11 protein-coding genes are annotated in these 16,021 nt (G+C 73.8%); 9 read left to right on the forward strand and 2 right to left on the reverse strand.

The genetic code is table 11. The features are described from left to right. Nucleotides 1-306 precede the first annotated feature (306 nt). Nucleotides 307-981: a DUF6545 domain-containing protein gene (locus ACZ7H1_RS07425; protein WP_470784528.1), complete on the forward strand. Its 675-nt coding sequence runs from the start codon at nt 307-309 to the stop codon at nt 979-981. Beyond that, nucleotides 978-2,168 carry a cytochrome P450 family protein gene (locus tag ACZ7H1_RS07430; protein WP_470784529.1) on the forward strand — a complete coding sequence of 397 codons (1,191 nt, stop codon included), beginning with the start codon at nt 978-980 and terminating at the stop codon, nt 2,166-2,168. The genes ACZ7H1_RS07425 and ACZ7H1_RS07430 overlap by 4 nt, the downstream gene beginning before the upstream one ends. A 165-nt stretch (nt 2,169-2,333) precedes the next feature. Here the strand turns inward: ACZ7H1_RS07430 and ACZ7H1_RS07435 are convergent, their stop codons facing one another. Beyond that, complete coding sequence (locus tag ACZ7H1_RS07435; RefSeq protein WP_470784531.1) at nt 2,334-3,422, reverse strand: hypothetical protein; 1,089 nt, start codon at nt 3,420-3,422, stop codon at nt 2,334-2,336. 347 nt (nt 3,423-3,769) lie between these two features. Here ACZ7H1_RS07435 and ACZ7H1_RS07440 point away from each other — a divergent pair, with 347 nt between their 5' ends. Next, the gene (locus ACZ7H1_RS07440) at nt 3,770-4,075 is read left to right on the forward strand and encodes a hypothetical protein (RefSeq protein ID WP_470784533.1); all 306 of its coding nucleotides are present in this window, start codon (nt 3,770-3,772) and stop codon (nt 4,073-4,075) included. Between the two features lie 149 nt (nt 4,076-4,224). Here the strand turns inward: ACZ7H1_RS07440 and ACZ7H1_RS07445 are convergent, their stop codons facing one another. Continuing rightward, nucleotides 4,225-4,791: an Imm21 family immunity protein gene (locus tag ACZ7H1_RS07445; RefSeq protein WP_470784534.1), complete on the reverse strand. Its 567-nt coding sequence runs from the start codon at nt 4,789-4,791 to the stop codon at nt 4,225-4,227. A 1,259-nt stretch (nt 4,792-6,050) separates the two neighbouring features. On the opposite strand from ACZ7H1_RS07445, the gene ACZ7H1_RS07450 reads away from it, so the two are divergent. The 6 genes from ACZ7H1_RS07450 (at nt 6,051) to ACZ7H1_RS07475 (ending at nt 15,969) form a co-directional block, all read left to right on the forward strand. Next, nucleotides 6,051-8,144, forward strand: coding sequence for an AfsR/SARP family transcriptional regulator (locus ACZ7H1_RS07450; protein WP_470784536.1), 2,094 nt, complete (start codon nt 6,051-6,053; stop codon nt 8,142-8,144). Between the two features lie 159 nt (nt 8,145-8,303). After that, entirely contained in the window at nt 8,304-11,459 is a 3,156-nt protein-coding gene (locus ACZ7H1_RS07455; RefSeq protein ID WP_470784537.1) for an AfsR/SARP family transcriptional regulator, read from the forward strand. 255 nt (nt 11,460-11,714) lie between these two features. Further along, complete coding sequence (locus ACZ7H1_RS07460) at nt 11,715-12,989, forward strand: cytochrome P450 (protein ID WP_470784539.1); 1,275 nt, start codon at nt 11,715-11,717, stop codon at nt 12,987-12,989. 2 nt (nt 12,990-12,991) lie between these two features. After that, on the forward strand, nt 12,992-14,125 hold the full coding sequence (locus ACZ7H1_RS07465) for an acyl-CoA dehydrogenase family protein (protein ID WP_470784540.1): 1,134 nt from the start codon (nt 12,992-12,994) through the stop codon (nt 14,123-14,125). Beyond that, nucleotides 14,115-15,353 (forward strand): GNAT family N-acetyltransferase, encoded by a 1,239-nt coding sequence (locus tag ACZ7H1_RS07470; protein ID WP_470784542.1) that lies wholly within the window; start codon nt 14,115-14,117, stop codon nt 15,351-15,353. The genes ACZ7H1_RS07465 and ACZ7H1_RS07470 overlap by 11 nt, the downstream gene beginning before the upstream one ends. Nucleotides 15,354-15,513: 160 nt before the next feature. Continuing rightward, nucleotides 15,514-15,969: a type II toxin-antitoxin system RatA family toxin gene (locus ACZ7H1_RS07475; RefSeq protein WP_470784544.1), complete on the forward strand. Its 456-nt coding sequence runs from the start codon at nt 15,514-15,516 to the stop codon at nt 15,967-15,969. Nucleotides 15,970-16,021 lie beyond the last annotated feature (52 nt).

Genomic DNA, 16,021 nt, shown 5'->3' on the forward strand with positions numbered 1-16,021 from the left:
GGACCGGTAACTCCCGCCTCTAGAAGCCCCCCAACCACGACACCAACCCCTGGGGTGGTGGGGGCAGGGTGGCGGGGGGAAACCCCCCCCCCCCCGGGGGGGGGGGGGAGGGGGGTTCCCCCCCCCCCGCCGTGGCACGCTCCCGTGCCTGATCGACCGGTGAGCTCGCGTATCCAACTGTGGCGAGCCAACTGTCCGCTCCTGCAACCGGGCGGTGACACCGGCCAAATCGGCCCGACACGTGGTGAGTGCGTCTACAGCCCACCCCGGGCGCGCTTCGACAGTGCGCCCTACATACTGGTGGAAATGATCAACATTCTCCTCACCGGCACGGCCGTCGTGCTGCTGTGCTTCGCCGCCTGTTGGGCTCGAGGAAGCGGCGGACACCGCCCCACGGGCACCTGGGCGGTGTCGGCAGCCACCTCGGTCCTCGCCCTCCTGCTCCAGGCCTGGGCCCAGTCCGAGCGCTCGACCCGCCGTAGTCAGCGCTGGGGCCTGCGCACGACCTCGGTCGGCTGTGGCTCCGCCCCCGTCTACGCCACGTACAAGCCCTTCGCCCTGGTCTCCATAGGCCTCAGCCTGGGCCTGGTGCCCGACCACGCCCGGTGCTCGAGCCCGCTGATCCCCTTCCCCTGCACGTTCAGCGTGACCGTGCCCGCCGCCGCCATCCTCCTCGGCACCGTAGGACTCGCCCTCAACGCCCTGCTGTGGCCGCTCGTCCAACTGCGCCGCCACCTCCACCTCCACCGCCGGGGCACGGCCGACACCCCCGAGGACGATGCCGGGGTGGAAGGGGCGGTCATCGCCGCGGCCGTCGACGTGAAGCACGCCGGACTCCCCCTCGGTGGCGACGAGGCCCCGCCCGCCGCCGGCACCCGCTCCCGCAAGGGCGGCCTCCTGGCGGAGACCGCGTGGCTGCTGCTCGTGGCGGACGCCTTTGCCCGGCGTCCGGCACTCAAGAACGCGGGCGCGGCCTCATGACCGCACCGCGCCAGGACCCCCTGCGCGACCCGCGCTTCTTCGCCGACCCCCACCCCGCCTACGACCGGCTGCGCGAAGGCTGCCCGGTCCAACGGATCCCCACCGGCTCCGGCGGGCACCACGCCTACCTGATCACCGGCCACCCCGAGGCCCGCGAGGCGTTCACCGACCCCCGCCTGTCCAAGGACACGGCCCGCTTCTTCGCCGACCGGCCCTCGAACCGCGACCTGCACCCGGCGATCTCCCGCAACATGCTGGCGAGCGACCCGCCCGCGCACACCCGCCACCGGCGGGTCACGACGCCCCTGTTCACCACCGGACGCGTCCGGGAACTGCGCCCGTACATCACCAGGGCCGTCGACGCCCTCATGACCGCGTGGCGACCGGGCACGGAGGTCGACCTGGTGGCGGACCTGGCAGTACCCCTGCCGGTCACCGTCGTCTGCGAGCTGCTGGGGGTGCCCGAATCCGACCGCGCCACGCTCGCCGGCTGGTCCCACGACCTCTTCGACGCGACCGACACCGCTCGCATCGACGCCGCCTCGCACCACATCGGCGACTACCTCACGCACATGATCGACACGGCCCTCGCGAACCCCGCCGACGGCCCGCTCCACTCCCTCCTGCGCGACTGCGACGAGGGCGGCCTCGACCGCGACGAGAGCGTCTCCCTGGCCGCCCTCCTCCTGGTCGCCGGACACGAGACGACCGGCCACTTCATCGGCAACGCCGTCCTGGCCCTGCTCCGGCACCCGGAGGCCTTCGACCGCCTGCGCCGGGACCCGGACCTGATTCCCGGCGCCCTCGACGAACTGCTCCGCTACGACTCCCCGGTGAGCGTGGCCACCTTCCGTCACAGCACGGAGGACCTGCGCGTCGGCGGCTTCGACATCCCGGCGGGCTTCCCGGTGCTCATCGCCCCCGGGGCCGCGAACCGCGACCCATCGGCGTTCCCCGACCCGCACCGCCTCGACCTCGACCGCGACGCCGGCGGCCACCTCTCCTTCGGCCACGGCATCCACCGCTGCCCGGGCGCTCCCCTGGCCCGGGCCGAGGCGGAAATCGCCCTCCGTACCCTGGTGACCCGATTCCCGAACACGCGCCTGGCCGTCACCGCGGAATGCCTGACCTGGCGCCGGACCCGCCTCACCCGCGGCCTGACCACCCTCCCCCTCACCCTCGCCTGACCCGCCCCATCACTGCCCGACCCCCGCCCGGACCCCCTCAGGGGCAGGGATGCAACCACACGGCAGGCCGACGGACGGACGGGCAGGTCGGTGGGTTCACCGGCCCGCCCGCACCCGGGGTCGCACCGTTGGGGGCGGCCGGAGCCGCCGAGGGCCAGCCGGCTGTCAGCGCTGGAAGGACACGTCGTAGTACGTGTCGGTCGGGGCGCCGGAGCCGGTGTAGCAGCGGATCTGCACGCCCGTGCTCGGCGTCCAGTAGTCGACCTTGCAGTATTTGGAGTCGTGCCCGTAGGCCGTCACCTGCACGTTTCCGTTGCCGAGCGGCATGTTGGGCGGATGGAAGCGGTAGACACCCTGGCTCACCCGGGTAATCCGGTTCACGACCCCCGAGGAGTTGTACGCGTACGCGGACGCCGGGTTGTAGGCCCCGGTGGTCGGCAGGTTCGCCCAGGCGTACGCGGCGGGCGTCGTGCGCAGCAGCCCGGTGCTGCGCGTGTACGTCATCGTGAACCGGTGGTCCTTGCCGGCGCCGGCCGCGTTCGTGCAGCGCACGCTGACCAACTGGGCCGAACCGGACACGTACCAGTTGCCGACCTTGCAGCGGGCCGCCTGATCACCGTAGGCCGTGACCTGGACGTGCCCGGCGGAGGAGCCGATCGAAGGGAGCCGGACGGTGTAGCTGCCGGTGCCGGAGCGGGTGATGGTGTTCACCGCGCCCGAGGAGTTGAACTGGTACGAGTGCGAAGGGGTGTACGAGGCGCTGGTGGGCTGGTTGGCCCACACGTACGCGAACCGCGAACCGCCGAGGGCGGCGGTGTTCACGAAGCTCGCGGTGAACAGGGTGTTCGCCCGGACACCGGCGCGGGTGAAGCAGCTGACGCGTACGTCGAGCCGACTGCCGTTGGGCGTCCAGTAGTTGACGCCGCAGGTGTGCGTGGTGGCGCCGTAGGCCGTCACGTGCACGGTCCCGCCGACGCGGCCGAGATTGGGCATCCGGACGGTGTACTGGCCGGTTCCGGTGCGGACGACGGTGTTGGTCGCTCCGGTGGAGTTGTGGCTGTAGTGGACGGATGGCGTGTACGGCGTGTTCAGCGCGTGGGCCGGCGAATTGGCCCACACGTAGGCACGCCCGAAGCTGGGCGCCGCGTGGGCAGCAGTGGATGTCAGGGCCACGTGGGCGCCGGCGAGCGCCAGCGTGGCGGCCATGGCCAGGGCGCGGACACGCCATCGCTTGAACCGGCTCGATACGTTCACGTACGTCTCCCCCTCCTCGGTACCGACGCCGTGCGATCACCGTCGCAGGTCGGCGTTCGGGAACCTACACATCAGGCCTCTGGCCGACTACCGGCCCTCGGGGGGTGCGGCGGTGCACACGAGCGGTGCCAAGGAGCAGTCGCCGGCGCTCGCCGCAACCCGAGCGCCCCACCGATGCGACGAAGAGCAGGCCCGAGGGAGGTCCGGCTGCCTGCCCCCGCGGGAGTGACCCCGCTCCACGGATGGACCCGCGGGCATGCCCGGGCGACCCGATCCACCTAGCGTCGTCGGCGAAAGCCACGTGCCAACCAGCCGCGAAGCCTGCGCCCGAACGAGAGGGACCATCCATGGCGGTCGTCATGACCTTTTCCTGGCCCGAGATCACACCCGCGGTCTACGACGCGGTGCGTCAGAGGGTGCGCTGGGAAGAAGACTCTCCGGACGGGTGTGTGCTGCACGCAGCGTGGTTCGTCTCCAACGGGCTCAACGTGCTCGACGTCTGGGAGTCGGAGGACCACTTCAACCGGTTCATCGCCGCGAGGATCGCACCCGTAGTCAAGGGCGAAATGGGCGTGCAGAGCGACCCCGAGCCCCAGTTCTTCCCGCTGCACCGGCGCTTCGTCGCACCTGGAATCAGCGGCGGCGGCGCCTGACGCGGTCACCCTCGATCGCGGCGAGCCTGGCGGCTGTGGACTGGCGCTTCGGCATGACGCATCCCCAGCCGTCCGGGCCGTGTCCCCGGACCGACCGACGGGTATCGCGACGGCGGAGCGACGGACAGGTTGTGACGGAGGGCTCCGATCTACTCGGCCATGTCCCCAAGCAATACTCCCTGCCCCTCGGGTGAGAGTCGCGTGAGTCCGACAAGGACCATGGTCGTCCCTGGCTCGGGCTGGGCATGGGCAGCGCGGACCAGGTAGCGCCCTGCCTCCAGGTCGATGCGCAGGAGGTCGAGGTCGTCGTACTCGGTGTCGGGCCCGGGAACCCCGGGCCGGCCGGAGTCCAGCAGGAAGACCGGGCCCGGAACCTCCCAGAGCGCCTCCGCCTCCCACGACGCGGCCTCGAGCGCCGGTTCGACGCTGTCCAGCATGGCGTCCTGCGAGTCGGCGCCGATCCAGCGCACGAAGCAACCGTGTTCGGGCACGTAGGTGGTTGCCCAGGGCTCCCCGAGAACCAGGCCCTGCGCGCGTCCGACGGGGATCACACCGAGGTAGCCCTCCACCTCGCATGCCCTGCTGTAGTCGTCATCGCCGGTGGTCGACTCGAAGTCGCATCCCCGCCAGGACGTCAGGGCCTGTTCGGGCACGACGATGAGCGGCCCTCCCCCGGACCCGATCCACTCCCATGACCCGATCCCGCCTTTGACCATGCGGGAAAAACTACAGCGGGGTGCTGACACCGGGTACGGCGGCCGGGGAACCGCTTGTCCGGCCCAGGACCGGGCTTCGGCGTTCTCCGCGCCCAGGGCCGGGCCGCCTTGGCCACAACGTCGAGTGGTACGAGGTCCGATGCCAGATCCTGCAGCTTGAGAGACCTGGCGGCCGTCGGTCACGGTGAGCAACGCCGCCACCGCGCAATTCCACCCTCCGGGGAGGTCCGTGACCGGCCAACGGCTCCCGTAACCCCTGGTGGATCAGCGCACGGCGTCGGATGCGGTGCATCGCAAGGCGGAGGAACATCCGCACACCGGGTGTATTCGGATGTTCCGACAACGCAGCGAGGTGCCGTAGCCGACGCCGTGCGCCCGCCGGGGGTTACGGGACAGCCCTTGGGCACTGTGCAGTGTGGACGGGGCCGCGACCGAGAGGCTCACTCGCAGGCGCCTTGACGCATCAGCTTCAGCGCGGCGCACCTGCGGATCCACACGTGGGACGCGGCGCGGCGGCCTTCCGGGGGCTGGTCGGCTCCCAGAAGGCCGCTGTCGCTCATGCCGCTGACGACGGGAGGCGGTCGAGAGCCGCAGGCAGCGGGCTACCGGACGTCGAGCGTGACGAGAACAGCCGGAAGAACACTGCCGGTTAGTGGCTGTGCCCGTCGTTGTGTTCGGGGGCCTTTGGTGTCGGCTTTGCCGCGCGTTCGATGGCGGCGAGCCCGTCCTTCAGCCGGATGATCGGACCGCTGAGGGAGGCCGTATTGCTGCTGCGGCTGGAGCACGAAGCAAGCCGTAGCGGCGCACCCCTGCCCCGGCGGTCGGACGCCGCCACCTCTACTCTCGGTAACCGCGCGGGCGGAAGGTAAGAATCCGGCCAACTCTGCGTGCCGGTGTCGGGGGACGGCAGTTGGGGTCGGCGGGACGTCGGCATTCTGGAACGCCTGTGCGGGCCTGGCGGGATGGCGTTCGCTCCGCCCGCGTCTCCTGCGGGGCGGGGTTCGGGGTGCCCGCGCATAGTCGTCACCGGGCGGGACCGTGGTGGCCGGGCGAGGCCGTCCGGACCGCGGCCATGGGAGAAACTGCTGTTCAGGCGGGCTTTTCGCACGGCCGGGGTGACTTCCCGGTCGCGTGCGGCGTAGTCCGCCGGGTGCTTGACGGGGCGACCTCCCGCAGCACTCGAACGCCTTCCCGGCGGGGAACCGGAGGAGGACCGGCGGCGCCGCGCCGGGGAACAGTACGGAACATGGGGGCATGACATGACCACCGAGGCGACAACCCTGAAATTCGCCCTGCTCGGCCACCTCCGAGCCTGGCGGGGTACGCAGGAACTCGACCTGGGGTCGCGCCAGCAGCGGACGCTGCTGGCGATGCTGCTGCTGCGGGAGGGCCGGCTCGTGGCCGTCAAAGCGCTGGTGGCGGACATCTGGGGCGAGGACCAGGCGCCCGCCCGGGCCGTGGGATCGCTGCGCACGTACATCTCGCGGCTGCGCAAGGAGATCGAGGCACCGGACGGCGAGGGGCCGCGGGTGCTGGTCTCCGAGCACGGGGCCTACGCCCTGAGGGTCCCGCCCGAGGCGGTCGACTTCGGGCTGTTCCGGCGGGACGTGGCCGCCGCCGACCTCGCCCGCGCGGCGAGCCGCCCCGAGGAGGCGCGGGCCCTGTTGCGGACGGCGCTGGCCCGGTGGGAGGACGAACCGCTGGCGGGACTGGGCGGCCCGGGTGTCGAGGCGGAGCGGGACAGACTGGCCGGACAGCGGCTCGCGGCGCTGGAGACGCGCCTGTCCCTGGATGTGGAGCTCGGCGAGTACGCCGCCGTCATTCCCGACCTGCGCGAGCTGACGGAGCGCCACCCCCTGCGGGAGCGGCTGGGCGTGCTGCTGATGCGGGCGTACGCGCTGAGCGGGCAGGACGCCGAGGCGCTGGCCGTCCACGAGCGGACCAGGCGGCTCCTTGCGGCGGAGTTCGGGATCGATCCGGGGCGCGAGATGGCCTCGTTGGCCGAGGGCATCACGAGCGGGGCAGATGGGGCCGCCCAGGCGCGCAACGCGGGCACGACGAGCAACGCGGGCTCGGCGGCCACGGCGGACGGGGGTGTTGTCACCGGGAGTCACCTCACGGAAGGGGCTGCGGGGGCCGACGGCGCGCCTCGTGCGGTAGCCGCCGCGGGGGGCGCCGTCGTCCGGTCCGGGCTGGAACCCGCGGCGGGCGGAGGCCCGAGGCCCGCTCAGATACCGCGCGATCTGGCGGATTTCACGGGCCGGGAGGAGGCGCTGGCGCAGGTGGCCGGGGCGCTGACCGGTTCGGGGGGCCGTCCCCGCGAGGGTCGGCCGGCTCCGGCTGCCGTGGTCGTCGTTTCCGGTGCGACCGGTACGGGCAAGAGCGCCCTGGCCGTGCATGCCGCGCACCGGGTGCGCGCTGATTTCCCCGACGGCCAGCTCTACGCCGACCTGCGTGCCCCGGACGGCGCCCCGATCCGCCCGGCTGTGGTCCTGGAGTCCTTCCTGCGGGCGCTCGGGGGACCCGGCGCGCCGGTCCCCGCGCAGCAGGCCGACCGTGTCGCGCTGTTCCGGTCGGAGCTCGCCGAGCGGCGTGTCCTGGTGGTCCTCGACAACGTCGCGGAGCCCGAAGCCGTCGGCGCGCTGTTGCCCGGCGGGCCGGGCTGCGGCGTACTCATCACCAGCACCGCACGGCTCTCCGGTCTCGCCGGGGCCCATCACGCGCACCTGGGCGTGCTGTCCCGCGCCGAGTCCCTGACATGGCTGGAGACGGCGATCGGCGCGGAGCGCGTCGCGGCGGAACCGCAGGCCTGCGCCGAGCTCGCGGACCTGTGCGGCGGACTGCCCCTGGCCCTGCGCATCGTGACGATGCGGCTGGCCACGCGTCCGGCATGGGCCATCGCCTCGGTTGCGGCGGCCCTGCGCGGCCGCGACCGGCTGCCCCTGCTCGGGATCGCGAACCTTTCCGTACGGGAGGCGTTCCAGCGCGAGTACGAGCTCCTGCCCGCGTCCCTGCGGGCGGCGTTCGCCCGGGTGGCGCCGCTGCGGGAGCCGGACGGGCAGTTCGGACCGACCGCGGTGGCACTGGCCCTGGGGCTGCCGTCGGGCGAGGCCCGCGCCCTGTGCGAGGAACTCGTGGACCGCAGCTGGCTGGAGTCGGCGCGGCCCGACCGCTACCACGTGCACGGCCTGCTGCGGGAGTTCGCCGTCTCGGTCCGGCAGGACGAGCTGGCCCCCCGGGCGGGCCGGGACTGTCCCGCGCCCGTGCTCTTCGCTCCCGGCGGCGCGGATCTCCGCCTGGGCGGCGGACCGCACCGGGCCCCCGCCGGGACGCGGCAGGGCCTGGCCTCCTGACGCGCGCGTCGCCGTCCCCGTCCTCGCCCTCGCCCTCGCCCCGCATCCGGCGTCGGCTCCGTACCCGGACGCCTCGCCGGAGCCCGCACGCCCCGGCGTCGTTCCGTCGGTGTTCAGTCGGCGTTTGTTCCTGCCCGTACCCCCGTTGGAGAACCTCTCGTGTCAGCCGTCCCGCCTCCCTCCCGCGCCGCCGCCCTCCACGCTCCGCCGGCCGCCCTGTCGTTCCGGGTGCTCGGCCCGCTGCACGTGTGCACCGAGGCGGGTGTGACGGACGTGCGGCCGCCCCTGAGGGCCGCCCTGCTCACCACCCTGCTGCTGCGCCACGGACGCAGGGGCAGCACGGAGGCCCTCATCGACGCCGTCTGGGGCGACGCGGCGCCCGGCGGGGCGCCCGGGGCGCTGCGCGGGCACGTGGCGGCGCTGCGCCGGATGGTCGAACCCGGTCGGGCGCCGCGGACCCCGGCGCGGGTGCTGGTGTCCCGGCCGAACGGCTACGCCCTGCACCTGCCGCCGGACGCCCTGGACCTGACCGTCTTCGACCGCCGGGCGGGCAGCGCGGCCCGGGCGCTGCGCGACGGCCGGCCCGGTGAAGCACTCGCCCTGTACGACTCCGCGCTGGGGCTCTGGGAGGGGGAGGAAGCCCTGACGGGGGTGCCCGGTCCGTTCGCCACAGCCCAGCGTGCCGTGCTGTGCGAGCGGCGGCTCGCGGTGCTGGAGGCCCGGTGGGAGGTGGCGCTGTTGCTGGGCGGCCACGCCCAGGCCGTGGAGGAGCTGCACTCGGCGGCCGGGGCCCATCCCCGGCGCGTACGGCTCCAGGAACTCCTGATGACCGCCCTGTACGAGACGGGCCGTCAGACCGAGGCCCTGGACCTGTACGCCCGGACCCGCGAGGCCCTGCGCGGCACGGGCGGAGCGGGACCGGCGACGGGTCTCGACCGGATCCGGCGGCGCATCCTGGCCGGTCCCGGCGCTGCCGGCGGTGCGGGGACGGACGGGACGGGCGCGGTGCCCGGCCCGGGCGGTGTGGCTTCTCCTCCGCCCGGCCGTGTTCCGGTCGGGGGTGCCGTTCCGGTGCCGGTGCGTGGCGCGGTGCCCGGTGCGGCTCCGCCCGCCGCGGCGGGCGGGCCCGTTCCCGTGTCCGCGCCCACGGCCGTGATGTCGCCGACGCTGAGCCTGCCGCTTGACCCGGTGGACCTGGTGGGCCGGGATGCGGAGGTCGTACGTCTGCGGCAGGCCCTGGAGAGCGGTTCGGTGGCGGCCGTCGGCGCGATCAGCGGGATGGGCGGTGTCGGGAAGACGGCGGTGGCGGTGCGCGTGGCGCACGAGGTGGCCGCGAGCTTCCCCGACGGAGTGTTCTTCGTCGACCTGGGCGGGATGGACGCCCGGCCGGCCGATCCCCACCAGGTCCTGGGTGACCTGCTGCGGGCCCTCGGGGTGGCGCCGTCGCAGCTTCCGGCCGAGACCGCCGAGCGTGCCGCGCTCCACCGCTCTCTGCTGGCCGGGCGGCGCGTGCTCCTGGTCCTCGACAACGCCCACGACCTGGCCCAGGTACGTGATCTGCTGCCGGCCTCGCCGGGCTGCGGCTGCCTCGTGACCAGCAGGACCTGGCTCACCGGCCTCGGCAGCCTGGCGGGCGCGACGCTGGTTCACCTGGAGGAACTGGCCGACGGCGTGGCGCTGGAGCTGCTGGTCCGGCTCGTCGGGGAGCGGCGCGTGCGGCGGGAGGAGGAGGCCGCGCGGGCGCTGGTGGCGGGGTGCGGGCGGCTCCCGCTGGCCCTGCGGGTCGTGGGCGCCCGGATGGCCGCCTCCCCGGCCCTGTCGGTCGCGGAGACGGCTCGGCGGCTCGCGGACGAGCGGCGGCGGCTGGCGGAGCTGGGCGGGGACGGCGGCGCCGTGGACGCCAGTTTCCGGCTGGGTACGGCGCGGCTCGGTCCGGAGCAGTTGCGGGCGTTCCGCCTGCTGGCCCTGCCCGAGGTCCCGGAGCTGGGCCGGCTGAGCGCTGCCGCCCTGCTGGACCGGACCCGGGAGGAGGCGGAGGCCCTGTGCGAGGACCTCGTCGATGCGAGCCTGCTCCAGTCGCCGGCACCGGGCCGCTACCGCTACCAGGACCTGCTGCGCCTGTTCGCCCGGACGTCCGAGGCCGAGGAGCTGCCCGCGGCGGAGCGCGGGGGCGCGATGCTGCGGCTGCTGAGCACGTACGCCGACATCGCCTGCGAGGCGTACCGGGCCTCGACGGCGGGGGATCCCTTTCCCGCCGACACGGAACCGTCCGCGGAACGGGCCACGGAACCGGTACCGACGGGCCGGCCCGGCTTCGGCACGCCGGTCGCCCGCCGGTTCACAGGGCCGGTGGATGCCACGATCTGGCTGTACGACGAACAGCCGCACCTGCTGGCCCTGCTCGAACAGGCCGCTGCTTTCGCGGGGGTCCCGGCGGCCGTCGGCGCGCGCCTGCTGCTGGCGACCGACCCGCTCGGGCGCGGCAGCGCCGGTACGCAGAACCAGGAGCGTGCCGCCCGGGCCGTCCTGGCGGCGTCCCGGCGGACGGGCGACGCGGTCGCGGGCGGCATCGCCCACTACATGCTGGGCGGTTCCTTCGCGATCCGGTTCGAGATGGGCCGCGCGGTGCCGCACCTGCACGAGGCGGCCGAGGTCTTCCGCCGCGAGGGGCGGTGGCCGCTGCTCGCGCACGCGCTCAACGCCCTGGGCGGGTGCGCGCTCGCCGGGCGGGACTTCCCGGCCGCCGTGCGCCACCTCACGGAGGCACTGCCGCTCAGCCGGGAGGCGCGCAGCCCCGCCTGCGAGGCACTCACCCTCGGCTACCTCGGCCTGGCGCAGCTGGCGACCGGGCGCGCCGGGGAGGCCGTCGTGTCGGGCCGTACCGCCGTCGAGCTGGCGCGGTCCTGCGGCGACGGCCCGGGTGAGGCCAACGCGCTGCGCGCGCTGGGGCAGGTCCTGCTGTACACGGGGCAGCGGCAGGAGGCCCTGGCCTGTCTGCGCACCAGCCTGCGGCTGTGGCGCACGACGGGCTCGGCGTTCCGGGAGGCACTGCTGCTGGGCGGGATCGCCGAGGCCCTCAACCACCTGGGCCGCCACGAGGAAGCCGCGGCCCACGCCACGGAGGCGCGGGACGTCGCCACCCGGCACGGCGACCGGTACCTGCTCGGACGGGCGCTGGTGCAGCTCGGCGACGCGGTCGGCGCCCTGGGCCGGGCGAGCCAGGCGGCGTACTACCACCGGCAGTCCCTGCAGGTCTTCCGTGAGCTGGGCATGCCGGAGGCGGCGGACGTCGAGGCCCGGCTCGGCGCCGGATGACACGGCGGCCTCGTCCCCCCGGGGCTTCCCGGGCCTTTCCGGGGGCCTACAAGGGCCTTCCCGCCGGGGGCGGCCGGTCCGGTTGACCTTCCGTTGATGTGCTGTTGAGGCCGCGCGAGCAGGGCGGTGACAGGCTCGTTGTCACCGCCCCCCGCACGGATCTTCCGGCCCCTTCGGACGGAGCCGGCGGGGGGCGGCCCGGGCACACCGCGGTATCCCGGGCCGCCGCACGCCGATCTGCCGAGGACCCCTCTTGTGAACCCCCAGGCCCTGCTCTTCTCGCTCTTCACACCGGAAGGCCGGGAGAATCCGTTCCCCGCGCTGGAAGCGCTCCGCGAGAACTTCCCGGTCTACTACGACCGGGACCTCGACACCTACTTCCTGACGACGTACGCCGACTGCCAAGCGGTCCTGACCGATTCCTCGTTCCGCACGCCCGACCTGAGCTGGTGCGAGGACAACCTGCCGGACTGGCGCGAGCACCCCGCCGCCGACTTCTTCTACGCCTCGATGCTCCGCGCGAACCAGCCCGACCACACCCGGCTGCGCCGGCTGATCGGTGCCGGGTTCACCCCGCGGCGGGTCTCCGCCCTCACCGGCGCCGTCGAGGAACTCACCGACTCCCTCCTCGACGCCTTCGCCGAGGCCACGGCGGACGGCGCCGCGGCCAACTTCCAGGAGCTGGTGGGCTATCCGCTGCCCGTCGCCGTCGTCGGCGAGCTGATCGGCGTCCCGGCCTGCGACCGGCTCCGCTTCCAGCGCCTGGGCGGTGACGCCAGCCGGCTGCTGGAGCCGGTGCGCACCGAGGAGGACTGGGCCCGCGCCGACGCCGCCGTGACCGAACTGCGCGCGTATTTCGAAGACATGGTGCAGCGCAGGGCGGCCGAGCCCCGCGAGGACCTCGCCACCGTACTGCTGGAGACCGGGGAGGGGCAGGAGCGGCTCACCAGAAAAGAGGTGGTCGACACCCTGATCCTCACGTTCGTCGCCGGCTTCGAGACAACCGCCGCCATGCTGGGCATCGTCACCCACGCCCTGCTGACCCATCCCGGGCAGCGGGCCGCCTTGGACGCCGATCCGGACCTCGCGGCGCAGGCCGTCGACGAGGCGCTCCGCTGGGACACGCCCGTCCAGATGACCGAGCGGATCGCGTCCGTGCCGACCGTGATCGGCGGGGTGACCGTACCGGCCGGCGCCAACGTCACCACCGTGCTGTCCGCCGCCAACCGCGACCCGGCCCACTTCCCCGACCCGCACCGGTTCGACGTACGGCGGTCCGGGAGCAGGGTCATGAGCTTCAGCGCGGGCCCGCACTACTGCCTCGGGGCGGCCCTGGCCCGGCTGGAGGGAGCCGTCGCCGTCCGGCGGCTCTTCGCCCGCTTCCCCCACCTCGCCCTGGCGGGGACTCCGGTACGGCGCGAGTCCTTCAGCCTGCGCATGTACGAGGACCTCCCCCTGACCACCACCGCTGCCGGACCCGGAACCGCCCGTACGGGCACCGCGGCCGGCGCCACGAAGACGAAGGACTGACCATGGCCTTTCTGGACACCGAGCGCGCGGTGCTCGAAGCGCTGCTCCCCGGCCTCGACGCCGAGCTCGCCCGCCATCCGCTGGCCGAGCTGGAACGACCGGGCAGCCCGGCCGTCGCCGCGTTCCGCGAGGCGGGCGGCGCGGGCCTGCTGGTGCCGCGGCAGAACACCGGGATCGGCGCGGACCCCCTCCAGGCCGTGCGCCTGCAGCGCGCCGTCGGCGCCCGCTGCCCGTCGCTCGCCGTCGCCACGACGATGCACCACTTCTCCGTGGCGAGCCTGGTGGAGGCCGCCAAGAACGGCGCCGGCTTCGAATGGATGCTCCTGGAGGCCATCGTGGGCAAGCGGATGCTGCTGGCTTCCGGCTTCTCCGAGGGCCGCACGGGCCAGTCCATCCTGCGGCCCGGCATCCGGGCGGAGCGGCGTGGCGGCGAGGTGGTGCTGAACGGCAGCAAGAAGCCCTGCAGCCTGGCCCGTTCGATGGACCTGCTGACGGCCTCGGTGGTGATGACCGGCGAGGACGGCAGCGAGCGGCTCGCGGTCGCCATCGTGCCCGCCGACACTCCGGGCGTCTCGGTCCGGCCCTTCTGGCGGAGCACGGTGCTGGCCGGCGCGGAGAGCGACGAGGTCGTCCTGGAGGACGTGGCCCTCGACCCGCAGATGGTCGTGGCGACCGAGGTCACCGCCGATTCCGTACTGGACTCCCTGAACGTGGCGGGGTTCCTCTGGTTCGAACTGCTGATGACGGCCGGCTACCTGGGCACCGCCAGCGCCCTGGTCGAACGCGTCACGCTGCACGGGCGCGCCCCCGCGGCGGTGCGGGCGGCCCTGGTGACCGAGGTCGACGCGGCGATGCTCGCCGTCGAGGCCGTGGCCCGGACCATGGGGGAATCCCCGGAGTGGGGCGAACCCCTGCTGGTCTCCGCGCTGACGGCGCGCTACGCCGCCCAGGACGCCATCGCGCGGACCACGGCGATGGCCCTGGAGGCGCTGGGTGGCATGTCGTTCATCGGCTCCGACGAGGGCACCTACCTGGCCTCGGCGGCCGCGGGCCTGAACTTCCACCCGCCGTCCCGGGGCCGGATGGCCGAGCCGCTGTGCGCGGCGCTCGACGGCGAGCCGCTCCGTGTCGGCTGACGGCGGTGCGGCCGCGACCTCGCCGGGCGGCCTGACCAAGGGAGCCGACGGGGCCGACGCGGCCGAGCGGGCAGCGGCGTACACGGTGGAGCGGCTGGGCCGCGCCGAGGACCTGCCCCGGCAGCTGTGGGACGAACTGGCCCCGTCCGACGACCCCATGTGGGGCCAGGACGTGTTCACCGCCATGCAGCAGGCCCGGATCGGACCGGACGCGTACGCCTACCTGCTCGTACGCCGGGACGGGCTGCCGTTCGCGGCCCTGCCGCTCAGCGCCGTGCGCGGCCTGCAACTCGACCGGGTCGTGGGGCCCCGCGAACGCCGCCTGATGGCGCCGGTGGCCCGGGCCTTCCCCCGGCTCGTGCGGGTGCCGATGCTGTTCTGCGGCAACTTCCTCGGCCAGGGCCACGTCATGGGCCGGGGACCGCTCCCGGCTCCGGCGGCCCGGCTGCTGGTGCGGGAGGTCATGGCCTTCGCCCGCGAGCACCGCCTGGGCACGGTCGTCTTCAAGGACTTCGCCCCGCATGACCTCGACGCACTGCGACCGGCCTTGGAGGCGGCGGGCTTCTTCACCGTCGCCTCCCTGCCGGACACGCAGCTCGAGTTGGGGTACACGGACTTCGAGAGCTTCCTGGCGTCGCTGCCGGCCAAGCCGCGGCGCAACGCGCGGAACAAGATAAGGAAGTTCCGGCAGCAGGAGGACCTGCGGATCGAGGTGCTCGACGGGTTCGGACACCTCGTCCCCGAGATGATGGGGCTGTACCGGCAGGTCATGGACCGCGCCGACCAGACCCTCGACGTACTCGACGAGGAGTTCGTGCGCGCCCTGGCCGACGGCGCCGCGCGCGACGGCGACAGCGACAGCGACAGCACCGAACAGCGGCTGGTCGCCTGCTTCGAGGGCGAGCGCCTCGTGGGCTACCTGCACTGCCTGTTCCGCGGCCACGGTGCGGTCGGTGCCCGGATCGGCCTGGACTACGGGCTGGCCCACCGGGCGCGGCTCTACCACAACCTCCACTATGCGGCGATCGAGCTGGCCATCGGCCGGGGCTGCCGCCACATCCGCTTCGCGCAGACGGCGTACGAGCCGAAGCGGGAGTTCGGCTGCCAGCTGGTCGAGCAGTCGTACGCGCTCACCCACACCGGACGGCTGCCCCGTGCGGTCCTGCGCCTGCTGCTGCCGCCGGCCCTCGAGGCCGCCCGCGAGCAGGCCCTCGCGCCCAAGTCCTGACGGGCCCGCCCGCACCCGCACCCGCACCCGCACCCGCACCCGCAGCATGAACCGGAGCCGGCTCCGGCTGCCGTTCCGGGCCGGCTGCGGCCCCGGAAGCCGCCCGAAACCGAAGACCGACGAGCCCTGCACGGGCTCCCCATTCCGAAGGAGAACCACCATGCCCCTCGTCCAGGTAGAGATCCCCATCGCCGCCCGCCCCGAGGACAGCTGGAACGCCGTCATCGACGTCGAGAGCTACTCCTCCTGCATGGACAGCGTCCAGTCCGTCACGATCGTCGACCACAGCGGCGAGAACGAGCGCACGACGGCCTGGTCCGTCCACCTCAAGGGCTCGGTCCTCGAGTGGGTGGAGGCCGAACGGCTCGACCACGCCGCCCGTCGCTTCGACTTCCACCAGGTCAGCGGCGACCTGGCGCACTTCGTGGGGCACTGGGCCGTGCGGCCTTCCGACGACGGCGGCAGCCACGTCTCCCTGACCGTCGAGTTCGAGATCGGGATCCCCCTGCTCGCCGACATGCTCAATCCCGTCGCCGCCACCGCCCTGCGCGAAAACGCCGAGCAGATGCTGCACGCGCTGGACCAGCGGCTCACCGGCGGCGTCGCCGCCCGCTGACGCGACCCGACCAGGCGGCCCGCGGTGCCCGCGTCCGCCATCCCACCCCTCT

The sequence above is a fragment of the Streptomyces sp. NPDC037401 genome, assembly GCF_055602345.1.

Bases quoted from the DNA above. Each gene is read 5' to 3' on its own strand.
- ACZ7H1_RS07465 (WP_470784540.1), top strand. From the start codon at position 12,992: ATGGCCTTTCTGGACACCGAGCGCGCGGTGCTCGAAGCGCTGCTCCCC.
- ACZ7H1_RS07430 (WP_470784529.1), top strand. From the start codon at position 978: ATGACCGCACCGCGCCAGGACCCCCTGCGCGACCCGCGCTTCTTCGCC.
- ACZ7H1_RS07425 (WP_470784528.1), top strand. From the start codon at position 307: ATGATCAACATTCTCCTCACCGGCACGGCCGTCGTGCTGCTGTGCTTC.
- ACZ7H1_RS07475 (WP_470784544.1), top strand. From the start codon at position 15,514: ATGCCCCTCGTCCAGGTAGAGATCCCCATCGCCGCCCGCCCCGAGGAC.
- ACZ7H1_RS07440 (WP_470784533.1), top strand. From the start codon at position 3,770: ATGGCGGTCGTCATGACCTTTTCCTGGCCCGAGATCACACCCGCGGTC.
- ACZ7H1_RS07450 (WP_470784536.1), top strand. From the start codon at position 6,051: ATGACCACCGAGGCGACAACCCTGAAATTCGCCCTGCTCGGCCACCTC.
- ACZ7H1_RS07445 (WP_470784534.1), bottom strand. From the start codon at position 4,791: ATGGTCAAAGGCGGGATCGGGTCATGGGAGTGGATCGGGTCCGGGGGA.